Annotated in this window: 11 protein-coding genes; 10 read left to right on the forward strand and 1 reads right to left on the reverse strand. The window is 40.1% G+C overall.

Translation table 11 applies throughout. From position 1 onward, the window contains the following. Positions 1 to 552 precede the first annotated feature (552 nt). The 6 genes from HF078_RS00815 (at position 553) to HF078_RS00840 (ending at position 7,408) form a co-directional block, all read left to right on the forward strand. A complete protein-coding gene (locus HF078_RS00815) occupies positions 553 to 1,443 on the forward strand; it encodes an amidase domain-containing protein (RefSeq protein ID WP_169289427.1) in 891 nt (296 codons plus the stop codon). A 66-nt stretch (positions 1,444 to 1,509) separates the two neighbouring features. Further along, the gene (gene trmL / locus HF078_RS00820; protein ID WP_169289428.1) at positions 1,510 to 2,010 is read left to right on the forward strand and encodes a tRNA (uridine(34)/cytosine(34)/5-carboxymethylaminomethyluridine(34)-2'-O)-methyltransferase TrmL; all 501 of its coding nucleotides are present in this window, start codon (positions 1,510 to 1,512) and stop codon (positions 2,008 to 2,010) included. 400 nt (positions 2,011 to 2,410) lie between these two features. Continuing rightward, on the forward strand, positions 2,411 to 4,306 hold the full coding sequence (locus HF078_RS00825; RefSeq protein ID WP_169289429.1) for a PrkA family serine protein kinase: 1,896 nt from the start codon (positions 2,411 to 2,413) through the stop codon (positions 4,304 to 4,306). Positions 4,307 to 4,400: 94 nt separating this feature from the next. Further along, complete coding sequence (locus tag HF078_RS00830) at positions 4,401 to 4,556, forward strand: hypothetical protein (protein ID WP_169289430.1); 156 nt, start codon at positions 4,401 to 4,403, stop codon at positions 4,554 to 4,556. Between the two features lie 308 nt (positions 4,557 to 4,864). Continuing rightward, positions 4,865 to 6,034 (forward strand): sporulation protein YhbH, encoded by a 1,170-nt coding sequence (yhbH, locus tag HF078_RS00835; protein WP_169289431.1) that lies wholly within the window; start codon positions 4,865 to 4,867, stop codon positions 6,032 to 6,034. Between the two features lie 114 nt (positions 6,035 to 6,148). Continuing rightward, positions 6,149 to 7,408 carry an ATP-binding protein gene (locus HF078_RS00840; protein ID WP_169289432.1) on the forward strand — a complete coding sequence of 420 codons (1,260 nt, stop codon included), beginning with the start codon at positions 6,149 to 6,151 and terminating at the stop codon, positions 7,406 to 7,408. A 68-nt stretch (positions 7,409 to 7,476) separates the two neighbouring features. On the opposite strand, the gene HF078_RS00845 is transcribed toward HF078_RS00840, so the two are convergent. Continuing rightward, positions 7,477 to 9,066, reverse strand: coding sequence for a glutathione ABC transporter substrate-binding protein (locus tag HF078_RS00845; RefSeq protein ID WP_169289433.1), 1,590 nt, complete (start codon positions 9,064 to 9,066; stop codon positions 7,477 to 7,479). Between the two features lie 368 nt (positions 9,067 to 9,434). On the opposite strand from HF078_RS00845, the gene HF078_RS00850 reads away from it, so the two are divergent. From HF078_RS00850 to HF078_RS00865, 4 genes are read left to right on the forward strand one after another with little or no spacing between them, the layout of a single operon-like run. Next, positions 9,435 to 10,334 (forward strand): ABC transporter permease, encoded by a 900-nt coding sequence (locus tag HF078_RS00850; protein WP_169289434.1) that lies wholly within the window; start codon positions 9,435 to 9,437, stop codon positions 10,332 to 10,334. 21 nt (positions 10,335 to 10,355) lie between these two features. Beyond that, the gene (locus HF078_RS00855) at positions 10,356 to 11,282 is read left to right on the forward strand and encodes an ABC transporter permease (protein WP_169289435.1); all 927 of its coding nucleotides are present in this window, start codon (positions 10,356 to 10,358) and stop codon (positions 11,280 to 11,282) included. A gap of 15 nt (positions 11,283 to 11,297) precedes the next feature. Further along, positions 11,298 to 12,311: an ABC transporter ATP-binding protein gene (locus HF078_RS00860; protein ID WP_168862858.1), complete on the forward strand. Its 1,014-nt coding sequence runs from the start codon at positions 11,298 to 11,300 to the stop codon at positions 12,309 to 12,311. Then, entirely contained in the window at positions 12,304 to 13,317 is a 1,014-nt protein-coding gene (locus HF078_RS00865; protein WP_169289436.1) for an ABC transporter ATP-binding protein, read from the forward strand. Before HF078_RS00860 ends, HF078_RS00865 begins: the two co-directional genes overlap by 8 nt. Positions 13,318 to 13,571 lie beyond the last annotated feature (254 nt).

The raw sequence follows: 13,571 nt of genomic DNA on the forward strand, positions 1-13,571 counted from the left end.
AATGACTCCATACACCAAGGGAAAGTGGAAAACATTGTCCGCATACGAAGTTAATTACTGCCTCAGACAAGGGAAAGTGGGAAACATTGTCCTCATACGTTACTAATGTCTCCTTCAGATAAGGGAAAGTAGGAAACATTGTCCTCATACGACAAGAATGACTCCTTCAGATAAGGGAAAGTAGGAAACATTGTCCTCATACGAAGTGAATGACTCCCTCCACCAAGGGAAAGTGGAAAACATTGTCCTCATACGAAGTGAATGACTCCCTCTACCAAGGGAAAGTGGGAAACATTGTCCTCATACGAAGGGAATGACTCCCTCCACAAAGGGAAAATGAGAAACATTGTCCTCATACTAGACAAATACTTTCGTCACCAAAACCCAGTTACCCAAAAGCTTTTCCCAAAGACCAAACCAAATCACATTCTTCACATGCACTTCTAAAAAATACAAAAATCAAAATCAAAACCAAAAATCCTCCACACAAATCCCAAGCCCCCAACATAAACATATCAACAAGGACTATTACCCAGAGAGAGGGGCAAGCCCATGAGAGATAAGCTGAAAGCACATATTCAAGACCGCCTTGATACTTATGTCTACAAAAGCAAGCAAACCAGCAGAACAATTATGAACGATGCTACGATAAAACAAAAACAAGAAGCACATAAGCGTAGAGGAGCGGAGATCGTTAAGTGTAGTGCGACAGCGAGAATACATTCGATACATGAGGATGAACAACAGCGGGAGGCTAATGTTTTTTATGAGATTCACATTCGGTATCTGATAAAGCAAAAAGGAAACCTATATCTAGAAGAGGAAGCTGATCAGCGTTATTCAGAATGGGTTGACGGGGAACTCACACAAGACTTCTCCATTCAGGATGAGGGAGACAGGACTTCTCCTCGGTTCATTCCGCCACAAGAAGAGGATGAACAACAGCAGCCTCTTCGTTTTAAGTATAGCCGTATGGAAGCGGTCAGGTATGCAGAGCAATATTGGAACAGCTACAACCCGCAGTTTAAGAAGTTTGAGGTGAATTGTACGAATTATATTTCGCAGTGTTTGTATGCTGGTGGAGCGCCGATGGTCGGGTATCCAAAGAAATCTGGCGGATGGTGGATGCGGAATAATGATTGGAGTTATACGTGGGCAGTAGCTCATGCGTTAAGATGGTATTTACCAAGTGCAAAACAAGGTCTGAAAGCGAAAGAAGTTAGCAATGTGTCACAGCTTATGCCGGGTGATGTGATTTGCTATGATTTTGAGGGGGATGGCCGGTTTGATCATAATACAATTGTGGTGGCAAAAGATGAGAATGGGGAGCCTTTAGTCAATGCCAATACTTATAATTCAAGGATGAGATATTGGAAATATGAAGATTCCACTGCGTACACCCCGAATATTAAATATAAATTTTTCCACGTCCTTGACCGTTAGTAGATACTTGATTCCGTTCCGATAAAAAGGTATTGTTGTATAGGATGAAAGTGAAAGAAATATGAGGTGACGATTGTGGGATTACATGTGGTATTATATCAACCAGAGATTCCAGCTAATACAGGAAACATTGCTAGAACTTGTGCAGCTACGAACACAACATTGCATTTGATCAGACCGCTTGGATTTTCGACGGACGATAAGATGTTGAAGCGTGCGGGGCTTGATTATTGGGAGTTTGTTAATGTTGTTTATTATGACTCGTTGGATGAGTTGTTTGAAAAAAATAAACAAGCGGAATTCTTCTATATTACGAAGTTTGGTATGAAGCCGCATACTTCATTTGACTACAGCAACCTGGATAAAGATTACTTCTTTGTGTTTGGTAGAGAGACGACAGGGTTACCTAAAGATTTGATCCAGAGTAATTTGGATCAATGTTTGCGTTTACCGATGACAAAGAATGTAAGATCATTGAATTTGTCCAATACTGCAGCGATATTAATATATGAAGCATTGCGACAGCAGGACTATCCGAACTTATCCATTGAGTTTCCGGAAGAATAAGAAAAAAAGAGAAGCCCTCGCCTTTCAAGCAAAAGTTGAAAGGCAGAGGGCTTCTTTATTTTATACGAATTACGAATTACGAATTACTTTTTACGTGTACCAGGGCGCTCATTATAGCCAGCAGTGAAAATTGCTGTTAGGAATGCAAGACATACGCCTAAGATTAAGAATCCAGATGTACCCATGTTTGGTTCCTCCTTATGTAGGTTTAGTTCATGTAAGCATACTATCTATATTATAGCCCAATGGACGAGTTATGTGAATGAAATCTGTGGATAATTTTTGACACTAGGAATTTTTCTTGCGCACGTAAAAAAAGCATGTTTCACTCCCACGGCGCATAGAGTATATTAATCACGCAATCACGACTCTTGAAGCTGTAATAAAAGGGGAGGTCCTTATGGATATTTTACGTAAAATTGAAAAGTATCGGGAAGAAGAACAGAGGCTGAAGTGGGAAGGAACCTTCGGGCAGTACTTGGAGATTTTGAAAGAGGAACCATGGGTAGCTCAATCCGCACATTCACGGGTTTACAATATGATTAAAGATGCTGGGGTAGAAGAGATCAATGGGCAGCGGAAGTATAATTTCTTTAGCAATGCCCTTTTTGGTTTAGAAGAAGCGTTGGAGCGGTTGGTGGAGGAGTATTTTCATCCGGCTGCGAAAAGATTGGATGTCAGAAAGAGGATCCTCTTATTAATGGGTCCTGTCAGTGGGGGGAAATCCACTCTGGTCACTATCTTGAAACGCGGACTAGAGCAATATACTCATACTGCCAGAGGTGCAGTTTATGCGATTAAAGGCTGTCCAATGCATGAGGACCCGTTACATTTAATTCCTCACCATCTAAGAGATGACTTTTACAATGAGTATGGTGTTAGGATTGAAGGAAATTTGTCGCCATTAAATATGATGAGGCTTGAAAAGGAATACGGTGGAAGAATTGAAGATGTGCTGGTGGAACGTATTTTCCTTTCAGAAAATCAACGTGTCGGAATTGGTACATTCAGTCCATCTGATCCGAAATCACAGGATATTGCGGACTTAACCGGAAGCATCGACTTCTCCACCATTGCTGAGTTCGGCTCCGAGTCTGATCCTCGTGCATATCGTTTTGACGGGGAATTGAACAAAGCGAACCGCGGGATGATGGAGTTCCAGGAGATGCTGAAATGTGATGAGAAGTTCTTGTGGCATCTATTGTCTTTAACGCAGGAAGGGAATTTCAAGGCAGGACGATTTGCGTTAATCAGTGCGGATGAGCTGATTGTCGCTCATACGAATGAAACCGAGTATCGTTCTTTTATCTCCAATAAAAAGAATGAGGCCTTGCATTCGCGTATTATCGTGATGCCGGTTCCATATAACCTAAGGCTTTCTGAAGAAGAGAGAATTTATGAAAAGATGATCAATGAGAGTGATGTGGCGAATGTTCATATTGCACCACATACACTCCGGGTGGCAGCGATGTTCACGATCCTTACCAGATTGAAAGAGGCAAAACGTGGCGATATCGATTTAGTCAAAAAGATGCGCCTGTATGACGGAGAATCTGTCGAGGGCTTTAATTCTGTTGACGTTCAAGAACTGAAGAAAGAGTATGCTGATGAAGGGATGAGTGGGATTGATCCGCGTTATGTGATTAACAGGATCTCGTCCACCATCATTCGTAAAGAAATTCCGTCCATTAATGCGCTAGATGTTCTGCGTTCGTTAAAAGAAGGACTGGACCAACACGCTTCCATCTCTAATGAAGATAGAGAAAGATTCTTAAACTTCATTTCAGTAGCGAGAAAAGAATATGATAACATTGCGAAGAAGGAAGTTCAGAAAGCATTTGTGTACTCATATGAAGAGTCTGCTAAAACATTGATGGATAACTATCTTGATAATGTCGAGGCTTATTGTAATAAGGCGAAACTCAGAGATCCTCTCACTGGGGAGGAGATGAGTGCTGATGAGAAATTAATGCGTTCCATTGAGGAGCAAATTGGTATTTCAGAAAACGCGAAAAAGGCATTCCGTGAAGAGATCCTTATCAGAATTTCTGCTTATGCGCGTAAAGGTAAGCGATTTGACTACAACTCCCATGAACGCTTAAGAGAAGCAATTCAGAAGAAACTATTTGCTGACCTGAAAGATGTTGTGAAGATTACAACTTCATCCAAGACTCCTGATGAAACACAGCTGAAGAAAATAAATGAAGTGGTGGCCCGCTTGATAGATGAACATGGATATAACTCCACGTCAGCAAACGATTTATTAAGATATGTAGGAAGTCTATTAAATAGATAACAAAAAAGCAGCGGAGCTCTTGTCCGCTGCTTTTTTCCGTTCATAGGTTTGTAAAGTGAAATTAAGGGGAAATTAATTGTAAGAGGTGATGACAATGAGTAAAGAAAAAACCTATGAAAATACAATGGCCCCTAATGAAAAAGAGATGGAAAAGCTGGCAAAGGAAATGGAGCAGCTGAAGGAAAATAAAACCGACAGAGAGCGCAGTCCTAAGCAGCATAAAAACAACAAGGAAAATGAAAAGGAATAAACATACCTTCCAGCAACTTTTGGGAGGTTTTTTTGTTGTATAAAAAGAAATTGATCGTATAGTACGACCTTCTCACAGCATAAAATTATTATTACTAACAATCGATTACACGCTTGTCTCATTAATAGAAACGCACGCCCAATTATCAAAATAATCTGTCAATTATTTGAGATATGTGCATAGGATAGAGTAACCAACCCTAATTGTCACGAAGGTTGGATTCATTAAATTTCACCAAGATATTTTATGAAAATAGTGATGAAAAGGTTCCTAGAAACGTAAAATGAATTAAATAGGGAGGGATATCGATGACAATGTCAGATGATACGAATTTTGTAGTGTCCAAAGAGGATTGGTCCCTCCATCGAAAAGGCCACGACGACCAAAAACGCCATCAGGAAAAGGTCCAGGAGGCTATTAAAAATAACTTACCAGATCTTATTACTGAAGAGAACATTGTAATGTCCAATGGCAGAGAGGTCGTTAAGATCCCAATCAGGTCTTTAGATGAGTACAGAATTCGTTATAATTATGACAAAAACAAGCATGTTGGCCAAGGAGATGGAGACAGTCAGGTCGGGGATGTTGTAGCCAGGGACGGGTCGGGTCAGCAGAAGGGTCCAGGTAAGGGGCAAGGAGCGGGAGATCAGGCCGGAGAGGACTATTATGAGGCGGAAGTGTCCTTAATGGATCTTGAAGCGGCACTTTTCAATCAGCTGGAGCTGCCAAACCTGCAGCAGAAAGAGCGCGATGAAAATATCATCGAGCACTATGAATTTAACGATATTAGACGCACAGGTCTTATGGGGAATATAGATAAAAAACGCACGATGATGTCCGCCTATAAACGGAATGCGATGACAGGTACGGCGAGTTTCCATCCAATCTATCAGGAGGATCTCAAGTTTAAAACCTGGAATGAAGTGGTGAAGCCAGATTCAAAAGCGGTTGTATTGATGATGATGGATACGAGCGGATCAATGGGTATGTGGGAGAAATATATGGCGCGTAGCTTTTTCTTCTGGATGACACGATTCCTTAGAACGAAATACGAGACAGTGGATATTGAGTTTATCGCTCATCATACTGAGGCGAAAGTTGTAAGTGAGGAGGACTTCTTTTCAAAGGGAGAAAGTGGAGGTACGATCTGTTCATCCGCTTACCGGAAAGCACTGGAGCTAATCGATACGAAATACAATCCAACACGTTTCAACATTTATCCGTTTCACTTTTCAGATGGAGATAACTTGACATCAGATAATCAGCGTTGCGTAAAATTGGTGGCAGAGCTAATGAAGGTTTCCAATATGTTCGGGTACGGGGAAGTAAATCAGTATAATAGGCATTCTACATTGATGTCAGCTTACAAAAATGTAAATGACGAGAAGTTCAGACATTTCATTTTGAAGCAAAAGCCCGATGTTTTCCATGCGATGAAAGAGTTCTTTAAGAAAGAGCAAAATAAAAAATTTGCTTAAATAAAACCAGCCTAGGGGCTGGTTTTTCTTATGGGATAAAAGGAGGAATAAATGGTACGAAAAGCGAAGTATTAACAATAAAAATTGAGAGCAAATGTTGGTAGGTGCGTTGATATGGTTGGAAATCTAGGTCATGTTCTATATCATGTATTAATTATTTTGTTTCCCATTTTGGTTTATTACCAGTTTTTAAATAAAGGTGCTATAGGATCAACAAGAAAAGTGAATTATCGATTCTTAGTTATAATGATTTTTATGGTCATTTGTACGATGTCTTTTCCGATTGAGGTAACCGAGGGGTCTTATTATGATCAAAAGGTGATACCTGTCATTTTATCCTTTTTATATGGTGGTTTGTTTACAGGGGCTGCTGTAATGGTGTCGATGCTTTATTATCTGTATATAATCGGGGACAACCATATTGTTGTCATGGTGATAAATTACTTAATTTTAGCAGGACTACTGATAGCATTTAGAAATAGGTATACAAGTTTGAGCTTAAAAAAGAAGATTTCAATCATTTCCTTCTTATTTTTAGTCATTACAGCAACAAGAGCAATCAGGTTGTTTTATCTGAATGAAGAGGAAGAGGTTCTTCTAAATGTATTGGTTTCTTTTATTACTTGGGTCTCTTTAGTAACAGCTATTATGATTATTGAAAATTTGAATATGCAAATGCAATTGCAGCATGAATTGCAACGTTCAGAAAAATTAAAAGTGGTAAGTGAGCTTGCAGCGTCAGTTGCACATGAAGTAAGAAATCCAATGACATCAACACGAGGATTCCTGCAGTTGATGAGTCAAGATGATAATCTAAATAGTTCTCAAAAAAGGTATATTGATATCTCTATTGAAGAGTTAGACCGGGCCCAGACGATTATACAAGATTATCTTTCACTTGCCAAACCAAATAAACAAGGAATGGACAGGGTAAATGTATCTCAAGAATTAGAAAACGTTGTCCAACTCATGTCCACTTATACGGCTATCAATAACACCACAATACGTCATGAGATTGAAGCAGAGTTGTACATAAAAGCTAATAAAGATGAAATGAAACAAGTCTTAATCAACTTGATAAAAAATGCGATTGAAGCCATAGATAAGGATGGAACGGTGACCGTTAAGGCTTCTAGCAATCGAGGAACAATATTAATAGAGATTATCGATGACGGTGTGGGGATGACACTACAACAAGTGGATAGATTGGGAACACCGTTTTATTCCACTAAAGATAAGGGAACCGGTATTGGTTTGACTATATCTTTTCAAATTATTGAGTTATTACAAGGAAAAATAGAAGTGCAAAGTGAGGTTGGGAAGGGAACTACATTTACTATTAAGTTCCCGTCAGAAACTAGTGTTAGCAGCTAGTTTCTTTTTTTTGATCAGTGCTACAACATAAAAACCCCCGACTATCACTAGTCGGGGGTCATATTTAATTAGTTAAGCTTCACACCGTGGAAGTAAGGTGTACCACTGAAGTCTACGAATAGACCGTTTGCACCGTTTGTTCCATAGTTGAAGTCAGGGTGTTGCAAGTAAACCATTGGAGCTTCGTCTACAAGGATTTCAGAGATTTCTTTGTAAGCTTCGTCACGTTTTGCTTGATCAGTTTCAGAACGAGCCAGGTCAAGTAACTCATCCACGCGGTCGTTAGCGTAGAATGAACGGTTACCAGGAGCTCCGAATGCTGAAGAGTGGAATAGAGCGTATAGACCATAGTCAGCATCAGCTGTTACAGTAGTCCATCCAAGGATGAATAGTTCGTGCTCACCATTAGCAGTTGCATCAAGGAATGCACCCCACTCAATGATTTCAATGTTTACTTTGATGCCGATTTGGCTTAATTGATCTTGTACAAGTGTTGCGATTTGCTCACGCTCAGCGTTTGCAGAGTTTACATAAAGAGTTGTTTCAAATCCATCTTCAAAGCCAGCATCTGCAAGTAGTTGCTTTGCTGCTTCTACATCATATCCAAGTGGCTCAAGATCTTGGTAGTTACCTACAACTGTAGGAGCAAGTGGTCCAACAGCAGGTACACCTTGACCGTCTAAGATACCGTCAACGATATCAGTTTTGTTGATTGCCATAGAAATTGCTTGACGAACTTCTTTAATGTTGTAAGGCTCTTTATCCATATTGAAACCTAAGTAGTCCATACGAGTACCGCGAACGTTAGTTAATTCAATACCAGCGCTAGCCATACCTTCTACACGAGCAACGTCAGAAGCTCCGATTTGTGTAACGTTTGCTTCACCAGTTTCAAGCATTGCTACACGAGTAGATTGTTCAGGTACTACAACAAATTTAATGGAATCAAGTGCTGGCGCGCCATTCCAGTAATCAGCGTTTTTCTTTAATACGATTTCAGAACCACGGTTCCAGTTGTCAAATACGAAAGGACCAGTACCAACTGGGTTTTCGTCAACTGTTTTACCGCCACTCTTTTCTTCTTCAATCGCAGAAGGAGCGATGATAGAACCAGCGTTATGTGCTAAGTGAGCTGGTAGTGGAGCGAAAGGCTTATCAGTAATAATATGAACTGTGTGGTCGTCTTTTACGACAACTTCTTTAATCATATTAACTACGACTGCACGTGGAGATGCAGTTTCAGGATCTAAAATGCGGTCAAGTGTTAACTTAACAGCTTCTGCAGTAAAATCAGATCCATCGTGGAATTTAACGTCTGTACGTAATTTGAATTCCCAAGTAGTGTCATCAATAGCTTCAAAAGACTCAGCTAGTGAAGGTACTACAGTTCCGTCTGCTTCATATGCAGTTAAACGGTCAAAAATTTGCGTTGTTACGTTTGTTGTAGAAGTATCATTCATACCATGAGGGTCAAGTGTTGGAGCATCCGCACCAACTACGAATGATAATTCGCCACCTTCTTGACCTGCAACTTCTTCACCGTCACCAGAACCACCGTTGTTTGTGGATCCGCTGCTGTTGTTTCCGCCACTACATGCCGAAAGAACTAGCATAAGTGAAAGCAGAAGCAAGAAAAACACATTCTTTTTTGCTTTCATGTAAAATTACCCCCTAAATATTTTGTTGATACAAGTTTGTAATCAATGGATAAGCCACGATTGATTTTTATAATAATCTAAAAACTGAAAATTCACAAGAGTTCTTTTGCAAGAAATTTTAACAAATTTATTATTTTTGTAATAATGTGGGGCTAGTTTTCTATTAATATTACGTTTTTGTTAATTTTTTCATGTATATAATGAAGAATATTATTAAATTTATTTTCAATGATTCTCAAAATTAAGTATGATGAGACTCTTTAAAACTATTGTAATATTACAAAATAATCGCTATTATAGTAGCTAGCTGTGTTGAAAATTTAGAATTATTAAGAATGTTACAAACAGATGAAGGGATGAGAAGAACCATGAGTCAACCACAACCTCAAACGACAACGGGTGTTCCGGTTAAAGTGGAAAGTGCAAAATCACTAAGATGGAAAACTTTCTACAAAAGAATGGCTAAAAATAAAGCCGCCATGGCAGGGGTTATAATTATATTAGCTGTCGTAATACTCGGAACGCTTGCCCCAGTACTAGCTACCCATGAACCAAATACAACGAATGTAATGGATAAGCTTCAAGGGCCATCTTCTGAGCACTATTTAGGTACAGACGAATTAGGTAGGGATATATTCAGTCGTTTACTGTATGGAACAAAAATTTCTTTAGGAATTGGATTCGTCTCGACAATCTTGGGGGCGATAGCAGGAGTATCTCTAGGAATTGTTGCAGGCTATTATGGTAGATGGGTTGATAGTCTAATAATGAGAATTTGCGATGTATTACTTGCTTTTCCAGGAATATTACTGGCATTAGCAATAGTTAGTGTACTAGGAGCCAGCACGAGAAATGTAATTATTGCAGTAGCATTCTATGCGGTACCGTCTTTCGCAAGAATTGTACGGGGATCTACATTAAGTGTGAAGAAACTAGAATATGTAGATGCAATTAAAGCGATGGGAGCAAAAGATGGAAGAATTATTTTCCGTCATATACTTCCAAATATTATGTCGCCAATTATTGTACAAGCAACTCTTTATATCGCGTCAGCAATTATTACTGCAAGTGCTCTATCCTTCCTCGGAATGGGAACAAAACCACCTACTCCTGAATGGGGAGCGATGCTAAGCCAAGGACGTGCTTATTTAACGCAAGCTCCGCATATTACGTTATTCCCTGGACTTGTCATCTTGCTCGTTGTTATTGGATTTAACATGATGGGTGACGGACTGCGAGATGCATTAGATCCAAAATCGAGAAAATAATGGAGAAGAAGGTGAATTAACATGTTGATTTTTATCATACGAAGACTTTTACAAACAATCCCGGTATTGTTTGGGGTGACATTAGCAGTTTTCATGATGGTGCACTTAATTCCCGGAGATGCTGCACAGATTATGGCAGGGGAACAAGCAAGTCCGGAACAGATAGAAGCGATGAGGGACAAGCTGGGCTTAAACGACCCTTACCATGTTCAATATCTAAACTATATTAGTAATGCAGTACAAGGGGATCTTGGTACATCTGTACGAACAAACCGTGATGTTACTTCAGAGATATTTACAGATAGAATTTGGATAACTGTTGAACTTGCAATTTGGGGAACTATTATTTCTGTGTTTCTTGGTCTGATTGCAGGAATTATATCTGCAACTAGAAAATATTCCATTGCCGATACATCCCTTATGATTGTGGCCTTATTCGGAGTTTCCATGCCAAACTTCTGGCTTGGAATCATGTTGATCTATTTATTCTCAGTTAACCTTGGCTGGTTACCTGTTGCAGGGTGGGGAAATGACTGGAAACAGATGGTGCTACCGGTAATTACTCTAGGTACTGGTGGTGCGGCCATCATAGCAAGGATGACTCGTTCTAGTATGCTTGATGTTATCGATCAGGATTACATCCGGACTGCTTATGCAAAAGGTGTAAGTGATAAATATGTCATATATAAACATGCTTTAAGAAATGCATTAATCCCTGTAGTTACAGTAGTAGGTCTACAGTTTGGTACGTTGCTTGGTGGAGCTGTAATAACAGAGACGGTATTTGCAATCAATGGAATAGGTCGTTTAATCATCAGTTCCATTACAATGAGAGATTTTCCAATGGTACAAGGAACCATTCTTGTTTGTACATTGTTATTCGTGTTGGTGAACTTCCTTGTAGATATAACCTACCGAATGATTAACAAGCGTATAGACCTTAACTAAAGGACGGTGAAAAAAATGACAACAGCTAAAAGCGAGCACATATTAGAAGTAAAAGATTTAAGAACTTCCTTTTTCACTGATGAAGGAGAAGTCAAAGCAGTTGATGGTGTAGATTTTTCTATTGAAAAAGGGAAAACACTAGGAGTTGTAGGAGAGTCAGGATCTGGTAAAAGTATTACCTCTCTTTCTATCATGCGTCTTGGTGCTGGGAAAATTATCGGTGGTGAAATCGTATTTAAAGGTGAAAACCTTTTGGATAAATCGAAAAAAGAGATGATGAACCTTCGAGGGAATAATATTTCAATGATTTTCCAAGAACCAATGACATCACTTAACCCGACATTAACCTGTGGAGAGCAAATTGCGGAATCCGTTCGTATTCACCAAAAGCTGGGTCGCAAGGCTGCATGGGTAAAAGCGGTGGATATGCTCCGCTTAGTTGGTATCCCATCTCCTGAAAAACGTGCAAAACAATATCCTTTCGAACTATCAGGTGGTATGCGTCAACGTGTCATGATTGCGATTGCGCTAGCTTGTAACCCTGAACTGTTGATTGCCGATGAACCTACTACTGCTTTGGATGTAACCATTCAAGCGCAAATTCTTGATTTGATGAAAAAATTGCAAGATGAGCTTGGGACGTCGCTTATGTTAATTACCCATGACCTTGGTGTTGTAGCGGAAATGTGTGACAAGGTAGCGGTAATGTATTGCGGAAAAGTGGTAGAATACGCAGATGTTCAAACCATCTTCTCAAGCCCGAAACATCCTTACACGGTTGGTCTATTAAACTCTGTTCCAAAGCATGATCAGGATGTGGAAGGGGACCTGTCTGTTATTGATGGGGCAGTGCCAAGTCCTTTCAACCTGCCACAGGGCTGCCGCTTTGCACCTCGTTGTCCGCATGCGAAAGACATTTGTCACAGCAGTTTGCCGGACCTGAAAGAAACAGAAGATGGCGATCAGGTTCGTTGCTGGATCTATACAGAGAAGTGGGAAGATGAGGAGGTTGCTGCTAGCCATGAGTAATCAAACATTATTAGAAGTGAAAAACCTTAAACAATACTTTCCTATTAAAGGTGGAATCTTCGGAAGAACGATTAACCATGTCAAAGCAGTAGATGACATCAGTTTTTCCGTGAAGGAAGGGGAAACAGTAAGTATCGTTGGAGAGTCCGGTTGCGGAAAGTCCACAACAGGTCGTGCAATCCTACGTCTGGACAATCCTTATTCCGGAGAAGTAAGTTTCCAAGGGGAAGATTTACTTGCTTTAAATAAATCTCAAATGAGAAAAAAACGTAAGGATCTGCAAATTATTTTCCAAGATCCCTATGCTTCATTAAACCCTCGTCAAACAGTTAGCCAAATTTTAGAGGAAGCATTAGAAATTCAGAATGTTGTCCCTCGTAAAGACCGTCGCAAAAAAATCGTTGAATTGCTTGAAACGGTTGGAATTGGTGCTCACCAGGTTGACCGTCACCCACATGAATTCAGTGGAGGGCAACGTCAGCGAATTGGTATAGCGCGGGCATTATCAGTGGACCCGAAGTTGATTGTATGTGATGAAGCTGTATCTGCATTGGATGTATCAATCCAAGCGCAGGTATTGAACCTGTTGAAAAGATTACAACGTGAGTATAACTTGACGTATTTGTTTATCTCCCATGACCTTGGGGTTGTACGTCATATTTCCGATAGAATCATCGTAATGTATTTAGGTAAAATTGTAGAAATTGCTGATAAGGATGCCCTTTTTGCTAATCCACAGCATCCTTATACAAAAGCGTTACTATCTGCGATACCAAGTACTGATCTTGGGAAGAAGAAAGAGCGCATCATTCTAAAAGGTGATGTTCCTTCTCCAATTGATCCACCTGCTGGATGCCGTTTCCATACACGTTGTCCTTATGCATTCGATCGTTGCAGAACGGAAGAACCAAAGCTTCATGGGATTCCTGGTGTAAACCAGCAATCTGCATGCCACTTGGTGGAAGACGGAGCAGTTGATTTCTCTCAATTGAAGGCGAATTATTAATAGTTTTTTGGAAGGGCCACTCTCAGCGGGTTGTTGAGGGTGGTTTTTTGTGTTTGTTTTTTATTGTATGACGACGGGCAAGAGTGAAAAAGCAGGTGACCGGTCGTCATAGGAGGTGTATGACGACGTGCAAGAGTGAAAAAGCAGGTGATCGGTCGTCATAGGAGGCGTATGACGACGTGAAAGAGCGAAAAAGCAGGTGACCGGTCGTCATAGGAGGCGTATGACGACGTGAAAGAGCGAAAAGCGGGGGA

It is taken from the genome of Bacillus sp. RO2 (genome assembly GCF_012911845.1).
GTDB lineage: Bacteria > Bacillota > Bacilli > Bacillales > Bacillaceae_I > Sutcliffiella_A.